This window comes from Amycolatopsis sp. NPDC101161 (assembly GCF_044768185.1).
Lineage (GTDB): Bacteria > Actinomycetota > Actinomycetes > Mycobacteriales > Pseudonocardiaceae > Amycolatopsis.
The window spans coordinates 446883-465178 of the sequence record NZ_JBIWPI010000006.1; the positions used below are offsets into that span (position 1 = coordinate 446883).

16 protein-coding genes and 1 tRNA gene are annotated in these 18296 nt (G+C 71.1%); 12 read left to right on the forward strand and 5 right to left on the reverse strand.

The window, feature by feature from the left end:
* Positions 1-116: 116 nt before the first annotated feature.
* Positions 117-1277, reverse strand: a complete 1161-nt coding sequence (locus tag ACIRSS_RS40570) for a macrolide family glycosyltransferase (RefSeq protein ID WP_400904782.1) — start codon at positions 1275-1277, stop codon at positions 117-119.
* Positions 1278-1363: 86 nt separating this feature from the next.
* Here ACIRSS_RS40570 and ACIRSS_RS40575 point away from each other — a divergent pair, with 86 nt between their 5' ends.
* Positions 1364-2494 (forward strand): acyl-CoA dehydrogenase family protein, encoded by a 1131-nt coding sequence (locus ACIRSS_RS40575; protein WP_400904784.1) that lies wholly within the window; start codon positions 1364-1366, stop codon positions 2492-2494.
* The gene (locus ACIRSS_RS40580) at positions 2494-3909 is read left to right on the forward strand and encodes an AMP-binding protein (RefSeq protein WP_400904787.1); all 1416 of its coding nucleotides are present in this window, start codon (positions 2494-2496) and stop codon (positions 3907-3909) included. The genes ACIRSS_RS40575 and ACIRSS_RS40580 overlap by 1 nt, the downstream gene beginning before the upstream one ends.
* Before the next feature lie 53 nt (positions 3910-3962).
* Here ACIRSS_RS40580 and ACIRSS_RS40585 read toward each other — a convergent pair whose 3' ends face one another.
* Together ACIRSS_RS40585 and ACIRSS_RS40590 are read right to left on the reverse strand one after the other, a co-directional pair.
* Positions 3963-4706 (reverse strand): class I SAM-dependent methyltransferase, encoded by a 744-nt coding sequence (locus tag ACIRSS_RS40585; RefSeq protein WP_400904790.1) that lies wholly within the window; start codon positions 4704-4706, stop codon positions 3963-3965.
* The gene (locus ACIRSS_RS40590) at positions 4691-6283 is read right to left on the reverse strand and encodes a beta-N-acetylhexosaminidase (protein WP_400904793.1); all 1593 of its coding nucleotides are present in this window, start codon (positions 6281-6283) and stop codon (positions 4691-4693) included. Before ACIRSS_RS40590 ends, ACIRSS_RS40585 begins: the two co-directional genes overlap by 16 nt.
* A gap of 244 nt (positions 6284-6527) precedes the next feature.
* Here ACIRSS_RS40590 and ACIRSS_RS40595 point away from each other — a divergent pair, with 244 nt between their 5' ends.
* Positions 6528-7190, forward strand: coding sequence for a GPP34 family phosphoprotein (locus ACIRSS_RS40595; protein WP_400904795.1), 663 nt, complete (start codon positions 6528-6530; stop codon positions 7188-7190).
* Between the two features lie 75 nt (positions 7191-7265).
* On the opposite strand, the gene ACIRSS_RS40600 is transcribed toward ACIRSS_RS40595, so the two are convergent.
* Positions 7266-8327: an LLM class flavin-dependent oxidoreductase gene (locus ACIRSS_RS40600; protein WP_400904797.1), complete on the reverse strand. Its 1062-nt coding sequence runs from the start codon at positions 8325-8327 to the stop codon at positions 7266-7268.
* A gap of 221 nt (positions 8328-8548) precedes the next feature.
* Here ACIRSS_RS40600 and ACIRSS_RS40605 point away from each other — a divergent pair, with 221 nt between their 5' ends.
* The 9 genes from ACIRSS_RS40605 (at position 8549) to ACIRSS_RS40645 (ending at position 16703) form a co-directional block, all read left to right on the forward strand.
* Positions 8549-9511 (forward strand): hypothetical protein, encoded by a 963-nt coding sequence (locus ACIRSS_RS40605; RefSeq protein WP_400904800.1) that lies wholly within the window; start codon positions 8549-8551, stop codon positions 9509-9511.
* Positions 9512-9531: 20 nt separating this feature from the next.
* Positions 9532-10602 (forward strand): hypothetical protein, encoded by a 1071-nt coding sequence (locus tag ACIRSS_RS40610; RefSeq protein WP_400904802.1) that lies wholly within the window; start codon positions 9532-9534, stop codon positions 10600-10602.
* Positions 10602-11666, forward strand: a complete 1065-nt coding sequence (locus tag ACIRSS_RS40615; protein ID WP_400904804.1) for an NAD(P)/FAD-dependent oxidoreductase — start codon at positions 10602-10604, stop codon at positions 11664-11666. The genes ACIRSS_RS40610 and ACIRSS_RS40615 overlap by 1 nt, the downstream gene beginning before the upstream one ends.
* A 56-nt stretch (positions 11667-11722) precedes the next feature.
* A tRNA-Trp gene (locus tag ACIRSS_RS40620) sits at positions 11723-11798 on the forward strand.
* A gap of 59 nt (positions 11799-11857) precedes the next feature.
* On the forward strand, positions 11858-12727 hold the full coding sequence (locus ACIRSS_RS40625; protein WP_400904806.1) for an alpha/beta fold hydrolase: 870 nt from the start codon (positions 11858-11860) through the stop codon (positions 12725-12727).
* A 20-nt stretch (positions 12728-12747) separates the two neighbouring features.
* Entirely contained in the window at positions 12748-13614 is an 867-nt protein-coding gene (locus tag ACIRSS_RS40630; RefSeq protein WP_400904809.1) for a VOC family protein, read from the forward strand.
* On the forward strand, positions 13611-14975 hold the full coding sequence (locus tag ACIRSS_RS40635) for a M20 family metallopeptidase (RefSeq protein WP_400904812.1): 1365 nt from the start codon (positions 13611-13613) through the stop codon (positions 14973-14975). Before ACIRSS_RS40630 ends, ACIRSS_RS40635 begins: the two co-directional genes overlap by 4 nt.
* Complete coding sequence (locus ACIRSS_RS40640) at positions 14972-16123, forward strand: Rieske 2Fe-2S domain-containing protein (protein ID WP_400904814.1); 1152 nt, start codon at positions 14972-14974, stop codon at positions 16121-16123. Before ACIRSS_RS40635 ends, ACIRSS_RS40640 begins: the two co-directional genes overlap by 4 nt.
* Positions 16116-16703, forward strand: coding sequence for a UbiX family flavin prenyltransferase (locus tag ACIRSS_RS40645; RefSeq protein WP_400904817.1), 588 nt, complete (start codon positions 16116-16118; stop codon positions 16701-16703). Before ACIRSS_RS40640 ends, ACIRSS_RS40645 begins: the two co-directional genes overlap by 8 nt.
* Before the next feature lie 105 nt (positions 16704-16808).
* Here the strand turns inward: ACIRSS_RS40645 and ACIRSS_RS40650 are convergent, their stop codons facing one another.
* A complete protein-coding gene (locus tag ACIRSS_RS40650) occupies positions 16809-18227 on the reverse strand; it encodes a UbiD family decarboxylase (RefSeq protein WP_400904820.1) in 1419 nt (472 codons plus the stop codon).
* Positions 18228-18296: the final 69 nt, after the last annotated feature.

Below are 18296 nucleotides of genomic sequence, written 5' to 3' on the forward strand. Positions count from 1 at the left end.
GGGGCCTCCCCCCCTGGGGGCCACGCGCGCCGCGGGGTGCGGCCCCCTGCCCCGGGGGGGGTTGTTGTTTTACAAACGGGTTTACAACCTGTTTCCACCCCCACGACCGTTTGCGTTCAGTGGGCCAGGATGTGGTCGGCGGCCGCGGTGGTGCCGCCGCTCGCGTGCGTGTGTTCGCGCATGGCCCGCATGCGCGCGCCGATGCCTTCGTCCGCGGCGACCGCGAGGACCGCGTCGCGGATCGACTCCGGGGTCACCTCGGCGCGCGGGAGCCGGACCCCGAGGCCCAGCTCGACCACCCGTTCCGTGTTGACCTCCTGCTCGCCGTGCATCGGCACCAGGACGAGCGGGGTCCCGCAGTAGAACGCCTCCATCACGCTGCCCATGCCCGCCGACGTCACGAACGCCGACGCGTGCCGGAGCACCGCCGGGTGCGGAACCCATTGCCGCGCCTCGACGTTCGGCGGCAGTTCGCCCAGCGAAGCCGGGTCCACGCCGCCGCCCAGGGTCATCACGACGTTCCAGGGCAGGGAAGCGAACGCGCGGGCGCACTGGCGGAAGAAGTCCGGCTGGTCGTTGAACGCCGACGTGCCCAGGGACACCAGCAATACGGGGTTCCCGTTGGACGGCGGTTCCCAGCCCGTCAGCGGTCGCTGCGGGCCGAAGCACGGGCCCGTGAACGTGTGCCGGTCGTCGAACGTCTCGCCCGCGTACTGGAAGCCGCGGGGGATGAGGACCAGCTTGTGGTCGCGGCCGTCGTCGAGGAACTCCTCCGCGGTACGGCCGGGAGCTTCGGCCGCGAGCAGGCTCTGAAGGTCGGCGACGAAGTCGTAGGAGTCCTCGGTGGACTCCGGAGCCGGGTAACGCGCGACGTGCGCGGGCAGCGAGTAGTGCTCGTTCGAAGCGAAGCACGCCGAGAGCTGGACCGTCGGGCACGGGACGTCGTGGGCGAGCACGCGTCCCGCGATCCACATGGTCGAGTCGAAGGCCAGCACGTCGGGTGGGTCGTCCGCCAGGAGCTTCCGCACGGGCGCCAGCGGTTCGAGGCAGCTGGACGCACCGGTCAGCGCCGCCGCGAGCCGATGGGAACCCGGGTCGTCGGCCGGCTCGTCGTACCCGAGCGGCCGGGCGCCGGTCGCCGCGATCCGGCCGGCGAACGCGCTGCCGGTCGCCACCGTGACCCGGTGGCCGCGGCGGACCAGCTCGCCGAGGACGTCCAAGACGGGCGTCACGTGTCCGTAGCCGGGCAGGGTGCAGAGCACGACGTGTCGGGTCACACCGGCCATGCTCGCACCGCGCATTCAGGGATTTCGCCAGACATCCCGCCGTTAGCCTCGGGCGCGGACACTCGTGGAGGTGGCGGATGGACTTCGGCTGGACCGCGGACCAGCGGCAGCGCTACGACCGGACGGTGGCCGACACCCGGGCGGCCTTCCCGGCCGCACCCGGGTACGCGTTCAGCCGCGAAAACTGGGCGCTGCTCGGCAAGTTCGGCGTGCTCGGCGCCAGCGTGCCCACCGGACACGGCGGAGGCGGCCTGACCGCCCTGGACACCGCGCGGGTGTTCGAAGCCGCCGGACGGGGGTGCCCCGACACCGGCTTGGTTTTCGGCGCGGCCGCGCACCTGTTCGCCTGCACCATGCCGATCGTCGACTTCGCACCGGAAACCGTCCGCGAGCGGCTCCTGCCCGGTCTCGCGGCCGGGGACCTCATCGCGGGCAACGCGATGACCGAGCCCGAAGCGGGGTCCGACGTCGGCGCGCTGCGGACCACGGCGACCCCCGTCGACGGTGGCTACCGGCTCAACGGCGTCAAGAGCTTCGTCAGCAACGGTCCCGTCGCCGACGTCCTGGTCACCTACGCGGTCACCGACCCGGCCGCCGGCCACTGGGGCATCACGGCGTTCGCGCTCGACGCTCGTTCGCAAGGGATCAGCCGAGGCGAACCGTTCGGCAAGCTCGGCATGGAAGGCTGCCTGGCCTGCGAAATCACCTTCACCGACTGTTTCGTGCCCGCCGACGCCGTCCTCGGCGAACCCGGCCAGGGCTCGGCGATCTTCCAGCACTCGATGGGCTGGGAACGCGCCTGCCTGTTCGCGCTGTACCTCGGCGTCCAGGACCGGCTGATCGAGCGCTGCCTCGAGCACGTGCGCGGCCGCCGCCAGTTCGGCAAGCGGCTCGCGGAGTTCCAGTCGGTGTCCAACCGGGTCGTGGAGATGAAGCTGCGGGCCGAAAGCGCCCGCCTGCTGCTGTACCGGGCGTGCTGGGCGCTGGACCACGGCGAAGACGCGACGCTGTTCGCGGCGCTGTCGAAGCTCGCGGTGTCGGAAGGGACGGTGGCGAGCGCGACCGACGCCGTGCAGCTGTTCGGCAGCCGCGGCTACCTGCGCGAACAGGGGATCGAGGCCGCGTTGCGGGACGCGATCGGCGGGACGATCTTCTCCGGCGCGTCCGACGTCCAACGGCAGCTCGTCGCGATGGAACTGGGGTTGTGATGCTGCACGAACTGGTCCTCGCCGCGGCCGAGCGGACGCCGGACGCGCGGGCGGTGCACTGCGGCGACACGACCGTCACGTACCGGGACCTCGACGAGCTGGCCGGCCGGCAGGCCGCCGGGCTGCACGCCGCCGGGGTCCGCCGCGGCGACCGCGTGCTGATCTGGGCGGAGAAGAGCGTCGAGGTGGTGGCGCTGATGCAGGCGGCACTGCGGCTGGGCGCGGTCTACGTGCCGGTCGCGCCGTCGAACCCCGTCTCGCGGGTGCGGCTCATCGCCGACGGCTGCACGCCGGCACTGGTCGTCACCGACACGACGGCCGACTGGGGCCCGAACCCACCACCGCTCAGCTCGTTCGAGGAACTGTCCACAAGCGACATACCCCCGCCGCTCGAGCACGTCGGGCCGGACGAGCCCGCCTACATCCTCTACACCTCCGGCTCGACGGGCGCGCCGAAGGGCGTCCTGATCAGCCACCGCAACGCACTCGCGTTCGTCGAGTGGGCCGCTGCCGAGACCGGCCTGCACGCGGGCGACCGGCTGGCCAACCACGCGCCGTTCAACTTCGACCTGTCGGTGTTCGACCTCTACGGCGCGTTCCTCGCCGGCGCGTCGGTGGACCTGGCGGGCTCGGATCTGTCGTACTCGCCCGCCGAGCTGACGGAGTTCCTGCACGGGCGCGGGATCAGCGTCTGGTATTCGGTGCCGTCCGCGCTGCTGCTGATGATGCGCCACGGCGGCCTGCTCGACCGGCCGGCCCCGGCGTCGCTGCGGGTCTGCGTCTTCGCCGGGGAGCCGTTCCCGATCGCGGGGGTGCAGACGCTGCGCCGCGCGTGGCCGGACGTCCGGCTGTTCAACTGGTACGGCCCGACCGAGACCAACGTCGTCACCAGCTACGAGGTGACCGACGCGGACCTCGCGCGCACCGGTGGCCTGCCGATCGGGCGGGCGTGCTCGGGTGCCACGCTGACGCTGTCTTCCGAGGGCGAGATCGTCGTCGAGGGCCCGACGGTGATGCTGGGCTACTGGGGCGCGGCGCCGCAGCTGGGCGGCTACCGCACGGGCGACCTGGGCCGGTACGACGCGGCGGGCGAGCTGGAGTACGCGGGCCGCCGCGACGCGATGGTCAAGCTCCGCGGCCACCGCATCGAGCTGGGCGAGATCGAGACGGCCCTGGCCCGCCACCCGGCGGTGGCCGAGGTGGCGGTGGTCGTCGCGGGAGCGGGCATCGACGCGCGCCTGCGCGCGGTGGTCGTCCCGCGTCCCGGCGAGCGCGTGACGCTGCTGGGGATGAAGGCCCACTGCGCGGCGCACCTGCCGAAGTACATGATCGTCGACGAGGTGAGCCTGGCCGACGAACTGCCCCGCACGGCCAACGGCAAAACCGACCGGGCCAAGCTGGCCGCGGCGCACTGACCGGGAAACGGTGAAGGGCGGTCCCGAAGCCGGGACCGCCCTTACCTTTGTGTTCAGGAGTTCCGCGCGAGGACGTAGTGGGTCGGCAGGTTCAGGTTCGAACCGTCGGCCAGCGTCTCCGTCGTGCGCAGCAGCAGCTCGCCGCCGTCCACGATGGTGAAGCCGGCCACCTCGTACACCGTCTCCAGCTCCGCCTCGCCCGCCGCCGGCTGGAGGCCGATGCCGAAGTAGATCGACACGCGCTCCAGCTTCGGCAGGTCGTTGGCGGGATCGGCGATGAGCTGCTGCATGTACGTGTAGCTCGCCGGCGTCAGCTCCTGGTTGAACACGCACCCGCGCGCCCCGGCCAGCACGGCCAGGTTGCGCGCGCACGCCACCCGCCGGTCGACCGGCAGCTGGTGGATCACGCCCGACAGGTAGATGTTCACGTCGCCGTACCGCGACCGGAACGCCGCCACCGCCGAGGAGTCCAGCACGTCCAGCAGCTCGTAGGAGACGTTGTCCGCACCGTTCTCCGTCCGCGCCCGGTTCAGGGCGGCTTCGGCGATGTCGACGCCGACGACCCGGTCGTACAGCCCGGCCAGGTACCGGGTCTGCGTCCCGTTGCCGCACCCCAGGTCGACGAGCGGCAGCGCGGGGTCGAAGTGCGCCTTGAACAGCTCGGCGTGCGCGGCCGCGCCGTCGGCGGGCTCGCAGTCCCAGAACGCCGCACCCGCGCGGTCCGGGAGGTCCGTCCAGTAGGCCTCCCAGACCCGCCCGTCCTTGTTCGCCATGGTGGACCTCAGTTCTTCTGCCACGGGATCTCCGGTGCGGGGTAGAACTTCACGCCCATGGCCGTCCAGCGCGGACCCTGGGCCGCCAGCCGGGACGCGAACGACGTCCAGTCGTGGCTCGCCTGCGGGGACCAGCCGATCTCGGCGATCGCCGGCAGCCGCGGGAAGGCGAGGTAACGGGCGTCGTCGAGGCTGCGCACAGTATCCGTCCACAAAGGAGCTTCGACGCCGTCGATGTTCGTGGTCAGCGCGCCGGGCACGACCGCCGTCGGGTCCCAGCCGTAGGCGGCCTGGACGCTGATGTCGCCCGCCCACTCGAGGCCGAGGTCGCCGGCCGGGACGCCGGGCGCGTACTTCATGTCCAGGTAGGTGTAGACGCACGGCGCCATGATCAGCTTCGCGCCCTTCTGACTGGCTTCGCCGACCTCGTTCTGGGTGCCGTCGTAGATCCAGAACTCGCCGGTCGCGCCCTGCGGCGGCGTCGCGGTGAGCATCTCCGCCCAGCCCAGCAGCTTCTTGCCGAGCTTGGCCACCGTCGGGGCGACCTTCTTCATGAACGCCGTGTACTGCGCGTCGGTGAGGTTCTGGATCTCGTCGCCGCCGACGTCGAGGTAGCCGCCGGGGGTCAGCGCCGCGACCTGGGTCAGCACGTCGTCGATGAACTTGTACGTGACGGGCTTGTCGACGCACAGGTCCGACTTCGGCGCGGGGGTGAGTCCGGTGTAGACCGGGCCCGCGACGCCGTCGCAGTTGAGCTCCGCGTAGGAGGCCAGCGCCGCGCCGAAGTGCGACGGCATCTCGATCTCCGGCACGATCGTGACGTGCCGGCTCTGCGCGTACGCGACGATGTCGCGGTACTGGGCCTGGGTGTAGAAGCCGCCCGCGCCACCGCCGGAGCCGGTGCTCGCGCCCTTCGCGGTCAGGTTCGGCCAGCCGGCGATCTGGATCCGCCAGCCCTGGTCGTCGGTCAGGTGGAAGTGCAGGTTGTTGACCTTGTACAGCGCGATGTCGTCGATGTACTTCTTGACGTCGGCCACCGGCAGGAAGTGCCGGGCGACGTCGAGCATGGCGCCGCGGTAGGCGTAGCGCGGGTAGTCGAGGATGTGGCCGCCGGGCACCGTGAGCGTCCCGCTGAGCGAGGCGGGCAGGAGCTGGCGCAGCGTCTGGACGCCGTTGAAGAGGCCGGCGGGCCGCGCGGCCCGGATGGTCACGCCGGACGCCGTGCTGTCGAGCTGGTAGCCCTCGGCGCCGACGCGGGGGTCCGCGCCGCCGAGCACGAGCGAAATCCCGGGCAGCGCCATCGGCAGCGCGGGCGTGGTGATGACGGGGAGCCGGAACCGGGTCGCCGGGCGCAGCAGGCCGGCGAGGTAGTCGCCGACCTGGCGGGCGTCGGCGCCGCCGGAGGTGAACACGACCGCGTCCGGGCCGAGCCGGTAGCGGACGGCCGGGTCCGGCGTCACCGACACCGGGGCCGGCACGACCTGCTGGAGGGTGGACACGGCCGGAACCGCCTGCGGTGCGGCGCCGGCGGGCACGACGGGGGCGAGCAGGCCGAGGAGGGAGAGGAACAGCACCCCACGCCTGGCACTTCGAGCGGTCATGAGCCGTCCATTGCGGATAGTGGTGAGTGGTCCCTTTCTCTTAACGGCCCGGTCGGGCGCGAGTCCACCCGATCGGCGGACGTCTGGGGAGACTGCTAAGCCCGGTTACTCCGCCCGCCGGAACAACTAAGGTTGTGAACCGACAACCTTCCGGCACCGGCTGTCAACCTTTGGCCGTTTTCCGCACCGGTTCCGATCCGTCAAGATCGAGTGGTACGCAATGCCACAGAAACGGGTGACCGACATGACCGACACGCCGACCTCCGTTCACTACCGCGCCTACCTGCTCGCCTACGACGTCGAGAAGGAAGACCTCTACGACCGCACGCGCACGGCGTTCCTGACCCGGGCCGGCGTGCTCACCGAGCTGGCACTGCGCGGGAACATCGCCGACGAAGACGGCGACGCCGTCCTGGTGAAGTCCGACCCGACCGGCGACCCGGTGCTCGACCGGCTGCTGGCCCAGATCGGCAACGAGAAGCGCAGCTGGAAGTCGTGGATCCGGCACGACTACAAGGAGACCCTCGAAGAGATCGAGGAGCAGCTGGTGGAGCAGAAGCTGCTCGTGCTCGAAGAGAAGAAGGTCCTCGGCGTGGTGCCGAAGACCCACGTGACCCTGACGGACCCCGCGATCGCGAAGGCCCTGCAGGAGCACGCGGTCGAGGTGCTGCACGGCTCGACGCCGGCGGCCGAGATCGGCGCGGACGACGCCGCGCTGGTGGCCCTGGCGGCGGCGGGCACGGTGCCGAGCGTGGTGACGCGCAAGGAGAGCAAGGGCGAGTACAAGGACCGCATCGAAGAGCTGACCGACCGCGTGGGCGAGGTGGCGCCGGGTCTAGAGAAGGCGCTGCGCGGCATCCGGTTGACGATGATCGCCGCCCAGGGCGGCCTCGGCTTCAGCGGCTGAGCCCGTACCGCACAACGGAAGGCCCGGTGACTCGGTCACCGGGCCTTCCGTCTTCTCACCCTGGGAGCGGGGAAGTCACGCGAACGCGGGCATCACCTTGTCCGCGAACAGGTTCAACGTGCGGCTCATCGTCTCGGCCGACTGGCCGCCGAAGTCCAGGTTCCACAGGATGACGTCCGGGCCGAGCACGTCCCGGACCTCCTCGATCCTCCCGCGCACGGTGTCCGGCGAGCCGACGACCGCCTTGGCCTCCAGCCCGTCGGTCTCCAGGTCGAAACTGGCCATCTGGCGCGCCATCGCCGTGTAACCCTCGTACGCGGGCGATTCCACGTTGTGCCAGGACAGAATCGCTTCCTTGAACGCGTTGAACGACTTGACCATGTACGGCACCGCCAGATCACGGGCCTCTTCGTCGCTGTCGGCGATCAGCAGCGGGATGCTCACCGCGAACTTCGGCTTGCGCCCCGATTCGCCGTGCTGCTCGAGGAAAGCGCTGCGGTACAGCTCGACGTACTCCCGCTTGCGGGCCATCTCGTTCAGCTGCGTCGAGCTGATCAGCAGGTTGAAGCCCTTGCGGCCGGTCCAGTCGAAGCTCGCCGGGGTCGCCAGCGCGGCCACCCACACCGGCGGGCCGGGCTGCTGCACCGGGGCCGGCAGCGAGTTCGCGTTCTCGTACTCGAAGAACGGCGTCTTCTCGGTGACGTCCTTTTCGGACCACAGCCGGACGACTGCCTCGATCGTCGCCAGGAAGCGTTCGCGGCTGGTGTCCATGTCGACGCCGAACGCCTCGAACTCGTACGGCAGGAACGCCCGCGCGAAGCCGACGTCCAGGCGGCCGCCGCTCATCACGTCGACCTGGGCCGCGTGCGCGGCGATCTGGATCGGGTGGTGGAACGACGCCTGGATGCCGCCGGTCATCAGGCGGATCGACCGGGTGCGCGCGGCCACGGCCGACAGGAACGCCAGCGGGCTCGGCGAATACCCCCCGTACGAGCGCAGGTAGTGCTCGGTCATCTTGACGTAGTCGAGGCCGAGCCGGTCGGCGAGGACGCTGACCTCCAGCACGTCCTGGAAGTACTGCGAGGCGGACGTGGTCCGCGGATCGCAGTCCGGCAACAGCGAGACGCCATACTCCACGTTCTGATCCCTCCGACGGATGGGCTGTCGAGCCGCCAGCGTCGAGCCACCCGCCTCACCCGCGATACCCGCCCTAGCAAGCCAACCCTGGGATAACCCTTAAGAACTCCCGGGCCCGGAGCTGAGGTTTTGCCTAGAGCCCGGGTGCTAGCCCGGCGGCACCCACCACCCGGTCAGTAGCGTCGCGGCAACCGCGTCGGATCGTGCGTAAGGGGAATTCGGTGACTCTGGGGTATCTCTTCGGTGCGAACATCTCCGATCCCGACCCGGAGCACGGCGCGCACCTCTACGAGGCCTACCCGGCGATGCGCCGGACGTACGAGGAGGTCCGCGACTGGACCGGCCTCGAACCGCGCGTGCTGCTGCGCGGCGAGTTCGAACCGCGCAACGACCACGACCGCTTCAGCCTGGCCGGCATCCGGCTGGCCGCGCTGGCGTTCGGCATCCACGACGTCCTCGCCGAGTCCGGCATCCACCCGGCCGTCGCCGGCGGCATCAGCCTCGGCGGCCTGATCGCGAGTTCCGTGGCGGGGTCGGTGGACCGGCGGACCCTGTTCGACCTGCTCGTGCGCGAGGCGAAGACGCCGCTGCCGGACCCGGCGCCCCCGGCCCAGGGCGCGGCCATCGCCTTCCTCCCGGTCACCGAAGACCCCACGTACTACTACGGCGACCGGCGTCCGGGCGTCTACCTCGGCGGCGACTTCGGCGTGCTCGCCGACGGCACCGCGCGGCTGCTCATGCTCAGCGGCACGGCCGAGGCCCTCGGGAAGCTCGTCGCGCAGAGCCCACCCGGGATGGTCAGCGTCATCGACGGCCAGCCGTTCGCCGTCCACTCGCCGCTGCGCCAGTACGCGACCGACTTCATGGCCCCGACGGTGGCGGCGATGACCGTGGCCGACCCGCGGATCCCGGTCTGCTCGTTCCTCGAAGAACGCGCTCTCACGACGGCCGACGAAGTCCGGGATCTGTTCCAGCGCAACAAGACCACGACGATGAGCCTGCCGCACGTCTGCGCCGGCCTGCGGGCCCAGGGTGTCCGGCTCGCTTTCGTGCTCGGCCCGACGCTGCCCGCCGGCGTCCTCGACTTCCCGTTCCCCGTCGTGCGCATCACCGAGCCGCACCACGTCACCGAAGCCATGACCGCGATCTACGACTACGCCGTCGACCTCGTCGCCCCCGCCTGAACCCGCACCAAGGAGAGACCGTGAGCACCCGCACGCACGAACGTGCCAGCCTGACCGACCACTGGTTGTCCCTCGACCTCGACGCGTGGACGCGGCACGTGGTGCGGCGGCACTTCAACCCGGAGCTCGGCAGCCCGTACTGGCTCAAGCGCGCCACCGAGCTGTCCTTCGACCCGATGGACATCACGCGGTACGACCAGCTCGCCGAGTTCGGCCCGTTCCCGCCCGGCGACCTGCGCGGCCTGGACCCCGCCGACCTGGTCCCGCGGATCGTGCCGCGGCCGCTGATCGGGCGCGTCTGGGAGTCCGGCGGCACCACCGGCGACCCGGTGCGGGTGTTCTACACCGAGGACATGATGACCCACCGCGTCGAGTGGCGGCGCTGGTCGTACCTCTTCGACGGCTACCGGGCCGGGCGCACCTGGCTGCAGGCGACGCCGAGCGGGCCGCACCAGATCGGCAACGGCGCGATCGAGCTGTCCGAGCAGCTCGCCGGGCTCGTCTACGGCATCGACATGGACCCGCGGTGGATCAAGCAGCTCATCCGCGCCGGCAAGATGAAGGAGCTGGGGGAGTACACCGAGCACGTGCTCGCGCAGATCGTCGACATCCTGCGCTCGCAGCACGTCCACTACCTCAACACCACGCCCGCGCTGCTGCAGAAGCTGATCGCGCGCCAGCCCGAGCTGGTCGCGGCACTCGACGGCGTGCGCTTGGGCGGTACACACATGAGCCCGCGGATGTACCATGACTTCGTCAAGGCCCTCGACGGCGGGCTCGTGCGTTCGGGCTACGGAAACACCTTCGGCAACGCGGTGAGCCTGCACCCCGAGGACGGCGGCGCCATCCTGCCGTACGCCCCGACCTACCCGCAGGTGACGATGTCCGTTGTGGACCCCGCGGATTTCCGCAAGAGCGTCGACAAAGGACAGTTGAAGCTGACCGTGCTGCACGAGGACCTGTTCCTGCCCAACCTGCTGGAGCGCGACGAGGCCACCCGCTACGACACGAAGGGCGAGTGGCCGGTCGACGGCGTCCACAACGTCCGCCCGTTGCAGGTCAGCCAGGCCGCGCCGGAAGGGCTCTACTGATGGCGCCGAAGGTGGTCGTCATCGGCGCCGGGGTCATCGGTGCCGCGGTGACCTACCACCTCGCCCGGCGCGGGGCGCGCGTGCACTGCGTCGACCGCGCGGACCGGCCCGCCGCGGGCACCACGGAAGTCGGCTTCGCCACCGCGACGGCCTACCGGCGCTTCCCGAAGGCGTACTTCGAGCTGAACCAGGCGGGTATCGCCGAGCACGCGGCCCTGGCCGGGGACTCCGCGCCCTGGTGGCACCGCACCGGCACGGTCGCGTGGACCGACGACGAGTCGTTCACCGGCTACGTCGCCCAGCTCGAGGAGTGGGGCTGCCCGGTCGAGCGGTACACCGCGGACGGCACGTCGGTGGTCTTCCCGGCGTCGGGACCGGTCGCCTACCTGCCCTCTGAAGGCTGGATCGACGCCGTCGCCTTCACCCGGCACCTGCTCGACCAGGCCGTTTCCCTCGGGGCCACGCTGGAACTGGACGCCGAGGTTACGTCGGTGTCCGGCGGTGCCGGGCTCGCGGACGGCCGGCGGATCGAAGCCGACGTCGTGGTCAACGCCACCGGCTCGGCCGCGGACGAGATCGGCGCGCTGGCCGGCGCCCGCCCGTTCCTCGGGCCGCCGCGACGCAGCCTGATCGCGCACCTGCTGGTCGACGGCGACCCGCTGCCGTACATCCTGCGCGCCCCCGAGGTCAGCATCCGCCCGGACGGGCCGGGGCGCGTGGTCCTGCGCTCGGACCGCGTCGACCGCGGGTTGCCCCCGCGTTCGGGGACGCCCGACCCGGAGTTCGTGAAGGACCTCCTGGACCGGGCGGCGAAGGTGGTGCCGTTGCTGGGGACCGCGACCGTCCGCAGGGCCGAGGTGGTCGACGCGCGGTGCGCGCGTGACGAGCTGCCGAGCGTCGGGCCGCTGTCAGCCGTGCCCGGATACTACGAGGCCGTCGCGAGCGCGGGTGTCACGCTGGCGCCGCTGTTCGGCAAGGCCCTCGCGGCCCGGATCGTCGACGGCGAGCCCGACGCCCTGGTGGACGTCTTCACGCCGGACCGGTTCGGCGCGGCGGCAAGCTAGGAACTTCCCCAAAAGTTCCGTCGCACAATGATCTCGCACCGGGAAACCGGTCGCGAAGGGGTGTAGCTCTCAACTGGCCAGAGCAGCGGTTTCCAACACCGACGGTTGCAGGTTCGAGTCCTGCCGCCCCTGCCGCGAACACCCGCGCCACCGGTCCCGGCCGGGCCCGCCGACCGTTGGGAGTGACCGAGGTGACCATCTGGACCGACCTGCTGGGCAGCCGGACCCATTACCTCGGCGAGAAGCACCGGACCCGCGTCGTCGAGGCCGGTGACGGCGAGGCCCTGGTCCTGCTGCACGGGGTCGGCGGGCACGCCGAGGCGTACGCGCGCAACGTGACCCGGCTCGGCGAGCACTACCGCGCGATGGCGATCGACCTGCTCTGGCACGGCTTCTCCGCCAAGCCGGAGTTCACCCACGACGCCGTCGGCAGCTACGTCGGCCAGGTGCTCGACCTGCTCGACTCCCAGGGCATCGAACGCGCGCACCTCGAAGGCGAGTCGCTCGGCGGCTGGGTCGCGCTGACGCTGGCGCTGGAGCACCCCGACCGCGTCGGGAAGCTGGTGCTCAACACCACGGCCGGCATCAAGTGGGACCCGGGCTCGGTGAACGAGCGGCCGGCCGAGGGGCGCGAGGCCCTGCGCGCCCGGTCGCTGGCCGCGATCGGGAACCCGACGCCGGAGACCATCCGCACCCGGCTGGAGTGGCTGATGGCCACCCCCGACCGCGTCACCGACGAGCTGGTCGAGGTCCGCCGCCGGATCTACGCCGAGCCGGCCACGAACGCCGCGCTGCGCACGGTGTTCGAGAACTCCTTCGGGTTCGGCTCCGGGCCGAACCGGCGGATCTCCGAAGACCGGCTCGCCACGGTGAGCGTGCCGACGCTCGTGCTGTGGTCGGACCACAACCCCGGCAGCGGGCCCGACGTGGGCCGCCGGATCGCGAAACTCATTCCCGGCGCGGCCTTCCACTGCGTCGCCGACGCCGCGCACTGGCCGCAGTGGGAGCAGCCGGACGACCACGACCGCGCCGTGCTCGGGTTCCTGGGCGGCGCGGAGTGACCAGCAGGAGGACGGACCCCATGCGCATCCGCAGTCTCGCCTACGCCGGACTGTCCACTCAGGACCTGCCGGCCTGGGAGACGTTCGCCGCGGACGTCCTCGGCCTGCCCGGCCGGTGGGTCGACGACGAGCGCCTGCTGCTGCGCATGGACGAACGGGCCTACCGCTTCGACGTCCGCCACGGCGGCACCGAGGGGCTGTCGTGGCTGGGCTGGGAGGTGGCGAGCGCCGCCGACCTGGCCGCTCTCGAACGCGAGCTGGTCGCGGCCGGCGTCGCGGTGACCCGGGCGACCGCGGCGCAGTGCGCCGACCGGCGCGTCGCGGGCATGCTGTGGCTCGAGGATCCGTCCGGTCTGCGGCACGAGCTGTTCTACGGGCAGGAAGCCGACTTCCGGCCGCTGCGCCTGACGCGCGCCCTCGCCGGCTACCGGACCGGCGAGCACGGCATGGGCCACGCCGTCGTCGGCGTCACGAACTACGCCGAGACGCTCGCGTTCCTGGTGGACACGCTCGGCTTCGGCGTCAGCGACACCTTCAAGGGGTTCATCGCGTTCCTGCACTGCAACCCGCGCCACCACTCGATCGCGCTGGTGGAGACCGACGAGCCCGGCCTGCGCCACATCATGCTGGAGACGACGACGCTCGACGACGTCGGCTCGACCATCGACGTCGCTTACGACCGCCGCATCGTCACGCGCACGCTGGGCCGGCACAGCAACGACCGGGCCGTGTCCTTCTACCTCGAAACGCCGTCCGGCTGGGAGATCGAATACGGCTGGGACGGCCTCGACGTGGACACCGACGGGTGGTCGACGCGGCAGCTGGCCGGACCGACCAGCCTGTGGGGCCACCACCACGTGACCGGCACCGAGATCAAGACGTCATGACCCCGGACGCCATCGACCCGGACATCACGAAGCTGTCCGGGTGGCAGCGGGAGTGGGTCAAGGCCGCCCGCGCCGAGGTCGACGAGGACGAGCTGGCCCTGCTGTGCCAGGCCGCCACCGACATCCCCAGCCCGACCGGCTGCGAGCGGGAGCTGGCCGAGTACTTCCGCGACGTGATGACCTCGTCCGGGCTCGACAGCCGGCTGCAGTCCATCGACGAGCGCCAGGCCAACCTCGTCACCCGCGTCGGCACCGGCCGCGCGGGCGCGCAGCTGCTCCTGCTTGCGCCGCTCGACACCGCGTTCGCGCCGGGGCGGGAGGACTCGCCGTGGCTCGGCGAGCGGCCCCGCGACGACTTCACGCTGCCCGCGCAGCGCTACGGCGACAAGGTCGTCGGGCTCGGCGCGGAGAACCCGAAGGCGTTCGCCAGCTGCGCGCTGGCCGCCGCGCTCGCCGTGCACCGCTGCGGCGTGCCGCTGGACGGGCAGCTGGTGGTCGCGCTGGTCGGCGGCAGCATGCCGGTGCTGGGCAGCGAGACGTCTTCACGGCGCAACTCGGGCATGAACGTCGGCACCCAGTTCCTGGTGGACCACGGCCAGTGCTCCGCGGACCTCGCGATCGTGCTCAAGCCGGGCTACTCGGTGGTGCACGAGGAGGTCGGGTTCGCGATCTTCCGCGTCGTCGTGCGCGGTTCGGTCGGCTACACCGGCAGCCGGCACAAAGGCCACTACACCAACGCGATCCTCGCCGCCGCCCGGATGATCGGACGGCTGGAGAGCTGGTTCGCCGAGTACACCGCGCGCAACTCCTCGGGACAGGTGGCGCCGCAGGGCGCGATCACCGCGATCCGGGCCGGCGACGGCACCAAGCCGGCGTTCAACCCGGCGACCTGCGAGTTCTGGGTCGACCTGCGGGTCAACCCGCGCACCACGGTCAACGACGTCGCCGGGCAGTTCGAGGCGGTCGTCGCCGAGCTGCGCGCGGCCGAGCCCGCCGTCGGCGTCGAGGTCGAGCTGGTGGCGGGCCAGGCGGGCTCGGCCACGCCTGCGGACAGCCCGGTCGTCACCCGGCTGATCCGGGCCTGGGAGGACGTCGAGGGCCGGCCGCACGTGCCGGGCAAGCCGGGCAGCGGCCTGTCCGACGGCGGGGTGCTGCGCCGCCACGGCATCCCGACCGCGCGGATCGGTCTGCCGCCCGCCGCCGTGCCGAGCCCTTTCGCGGGGTTCTCCATGGGGGTCGCGGACCTGCCCGCCATGCGCCGGCTGGTCGACCTGCTGATCGGGGTCGTGGTGGACGTGACCACCCGGCACCGTGCCGAACTGCGTGAGCTCCCTGCGACCAGTCGAGGAGAAGACCGATGACGGACACCGTCGGCGACGAGGCCCCACCCGCGCGGCAGGCGACCGTCGGCGGCCCCGGCCGCCGGGACTGGTCGACCTGGCCGCGCTACGAGAAGGCGGCGCTCGGTTTCCGCGAGTACTGGTACCCCGTGGCGTGGTCGCGCAAGATCGGCCGCAAGCCGCGCGCGGTGCGCGTGCTCGGCGAGAAGATCATGCTGATCCGCGACGGCGGCGCGGTCCGCGCGCTGCACGACCGGTGCCCGCACCGCGGGGTCCCGCTGAGCCACGAGATGTCGTCGCAGGAGTTCCCGGGCACGTGGAGCTGCTGCTACCACGGCTGGACGTTCGACCTGGAGACCGGCGTGCTGGTCGCGGCGATCACCGACGGCCCGGAGTCCCCGATCTGCGGCAAGGTCACCGTGCGGACGTACCCGGTCGAGGAGGCCCGCGGCCTGGTCTGGCTGTGGCTGGGCGACGGCCCGGCGCGTCCCTTCGAGGACGACGTCCCGGAGGAGCTGCTCGACCCGGACGCGATCGTCGTCGGCCGGATCACCGTGCGCGACGGCAACTGGCGATTCGGCGCGGAGAACGGCTTCGACGACGGTCACGCGAAATGGCTGCACCGCAACGCGTTGTGGACCAAGCGCGTGAAGATGCCGGTGTGGAGCGAGATGAAGGTGATCCGCGACGGCCCGTGGATCACCCGCCGCAAGGACAAGATGCACTACAGCGCGTCCTTCCCCGGCCTGGGCGACTTCCCGAAGAAGAAGTGGTACCGCCGCCGCGAGGGCAACAAGACGAAGGTGTCGCTGCGGCTGCCGGGCACTTTGCGCGTGAAGTACGCGGAGTGGTCGCACTTCGAGTGGTGGGTCGCGGCGACCGCGGAGGACCACACGTACGTCCAGCTCGCCGTGATGAACCAGGGCAAGTGGCGCAACCGGCGCTTTTGGCTCTACTACTGGACGTGGGCGCGCTGGGTGTTCCACGGCATGTTCAACGACGAGGACCGGCTCATGGTGGAGGTCACCGACGCCCCGCCGGAGCGGCTGTACCGCCCCGACGTCTCGCTGACCGAGTGGCGGCGGATGGTCGAGGAGGAGGCCCGGCGCGGCCCGGTCGAGGTCGTCAAGGAGCAGCAGGCGGAGCGGAGGCGGGCGAAGCATGACTGAGCCGTTCCGGCTGGTGGTCGGGATGTCCGGCTCCAGCGGCGCGATCTACGGCATCCGGCTGCTGGAGATCCTCAAGGGCATGCCGGAGGTCGAGACGCACCTGGTGGTGACGCCGGCGGCGCGGCAGACGATCGCGTTCGAGACGGACTGGACCCCGGAGTCCGTCACTTCCCTGGCGGACTGCGTCTACCGGCCCGGGGACATCGCGGCGCCGATCTCGAGCGGGTCGTTCCCGATCGACGCGATGATCGTGCTGCCCTGTTCGGTCCGGAGTCTCGGGGCGATCGCCTGGTCGCAGAACGACAGTCTGTTGGTGCGGGCGGCCGATGTGACTTTGAAGGAACGGCGGAAGCTCGTCGTCGCTTTGCGCGAGACGCCGTTGCACCTGGGTCACCTGCGCGCGATGACTCAGGTGACCGAGATGGGCGGGATCCTGGCGCCGCTGATGCCGGCGTTCTACGGCCGTCCGAAGTCGTTGGGGGACCTGGTGGACCACCAGGTCGGCCGGCTGTGCGACCTGCTGGGCATCAAGCCGCCGGACGAGCTGGTCGAACGCTGGCACGGTCCTGCCGCACACTAAAGCCTCGTGAGTGAGAAACAGTGTTAGAACACTGTTTCTCACTCACGAGGCTTTGTGGTGGTGGAAGATCGCCCGCACCGGCGTCGATGGCGGTGCGGGCGACCTTCAGTCCAGATAGGACGCCAGCGCGTCCCCGTCCTCCAGCAGCGCGCGGTGGTCCACCCGCGCCACCACCTCCGGCGGGACCCGGCACGACGGCGGGAACACCGCCGGCGGCACGGGTTTCGTGCAGTCGAAGATCAGCTTCGTCTCCATCGGGCCCTTTTCGTCCCGGTTGTGCCCGTAGGTCACCGGGTTGAGCTGGCCGCCGAGGAAGCCCGGCATGATCGTCAGGTCGCGGTCGGCCTGGAAGCGCGTCGCCAGGCACCAGAGCGTCTCGACCTCGTTGAACACGTCGACGTCGTCGTCCACCACGAACACGTGCTTGAGCAGCGGGTCGACCGCCAGCGCCGCGCAGGCCGCCAGCTTCGGCTCGCCCTCCACGCGCTTGCTCATCGACAGGTACAGGTGCGACCGCGCCATCCCGGACAGCGGCAGGTGCACGCCGGTCACCGTCGGCACCGCCTCCTTGACCCGGCGGTGGATGCTGCCCATCCGGGGGAGGCCGCCGAGCATGCTGTGCTCGGTGTGGGCGTTGAAGACGTCGACGAAGATCGGCTTGCGGCGCATGGTGATCGCGGTGATCTTCACGTACGGCTGCGGGCCGGTGCGGGTGTAGAACCGCGGGTACTCGCCGAACGGGCCTTCGACCGCTGTCGCGTCGGGGTCGGTGTCGATCACGCCCTCGATGACGATTTCCGCGTGCGCCGGCACTTCGAGGCCGACCGTCTTGCAAGGCACCATTTCCAGGGGTTCGCCGAGCAGGCCGCCGACGACGTCGAGCTCGCCGCCGATGCCCTCCAGTTTGGACACCGCGCCCATCAGCAGCGCCGGGTGGTGGCCGATGACGAGTGCCACCTCCATCGGCTTCTTCTGTTCACGCAGCTTGCGCAGCACGTAAGCCGTGTGGTGGGCCGGGTTCACCTGGATCCCGACCTGGTCGCGGCCCTGCGCCTGGTGGCGGAAGATGCCCGCGTTGATCTTGCCGCTGTCGGGGTCGCGGCAGATGGTCACCGCAGAGGTGATGTACTTGCCCGCGTCCAGCTCCTGGTGCTTGAGCAGGGGCAGCATTCCGACGTCGATGTCGTCGCCGGTCAGCACGACCTCCTGGACCGGCGCGGTGTCCACGGTGACGGGCTTGATCCCCGATCCTTCGCGCCGGGCGTACTCCGGGACCATGGAGTGGACGTCCGCGCCGATGCTGCGGGCGAGCCGCTCGTAGGTGCCGTGCAGGTTGATGAGCAGCGGGATCTCCGAGCCGCCGACGTTCTCGAACAGCACCGCGGGGAAGCCGGGGTAGGCCGGGTCGTCCTCCATGCGGTCGACGAGCGCGGTGACCTCGAACTCGGGGTCGACGTGCTTGCGCACGACCTTCACCTGGTCCGGGTCCAGCTCGGCCAGGAATGTCCGCAGATCCTTTGCCATCAAACGCCTTCCGTTCGCGAGGTGGCTCGTGGACCGAGTATCCGCCCCGGTCACGGCGACGACCGGGGC

Coding starts and splice junctions, on each gene's coding strand:
- ACIRSS_RS40580 (WP_400904787.1), top strand. CDS start 2,494: ATGCTGCACGAACTGGTCCTCGCCGCGGCCGAGCGGACGCCGGACGCG.
- ACIRSS_RS40575 (WP_400904784.1), top strand. CDS start 1,364: ATGGACTTCGGCTGGACCGCGGACCAGCGGCAGCGCTACGACCGGACG.
- ACIRSS_RS40615 (WP_400904804.1), top strand. CDS start 10,602: ATGGCGCCGAAGGTGGTCGTCATCGGCGCCGGGGTCATCGGTGCCGCG.
- ACIRSS_RS40640 (WP_400904814.1), top strand. CDS start 14,972: ATGACGGACACCGTCGGCGACGAGGCCCCACCCGCGCGGCAGGCGACC.
- ACIRSS_RS40595 (WP_400904795.1), top strand. CDS start 6,528: ATGACCGACACGCCGACCTCCGTTCACTACCGCGCCTACCTGCTCGCC.
- ACIRSS_RS40590 (WP_400904793.1), bottom strand. CDS start 6,283: ATGACCGCTCGAAGTGCCAGGCGTGGGGTGCTGTTCCTCTCCCTCCTC.
- ACIRSS_RS40635 (WP_400904812.1), top strand. CDS start 13,611: ATGACCCCGGACGCCATCGACCCGGACATCACGAAGCTGTCCGGGTGG.
- ACIRSS_RS40630 (WP_400904809.1), top strand. CDS start 12,748: ATGCGCATCCGCAGTCTCGCCTACGCCGGACTGTCCACTCAGGACCTG.
- ACIRSS_RS40650 (WP_400904820.1), bottom strand. CDS start 18,227: ATGGCAAAGGATCTGCGGACATTCCTGGCCGAGCTGGACCCGGACCAG.
- ACIRSS_RS40645 (WP_400904817.1), top strand. CDS start 16,116: ATGACTGAGCCGTTCCGGCTGGTGGTCGGGATGTCCGGCTCCAGCGGC.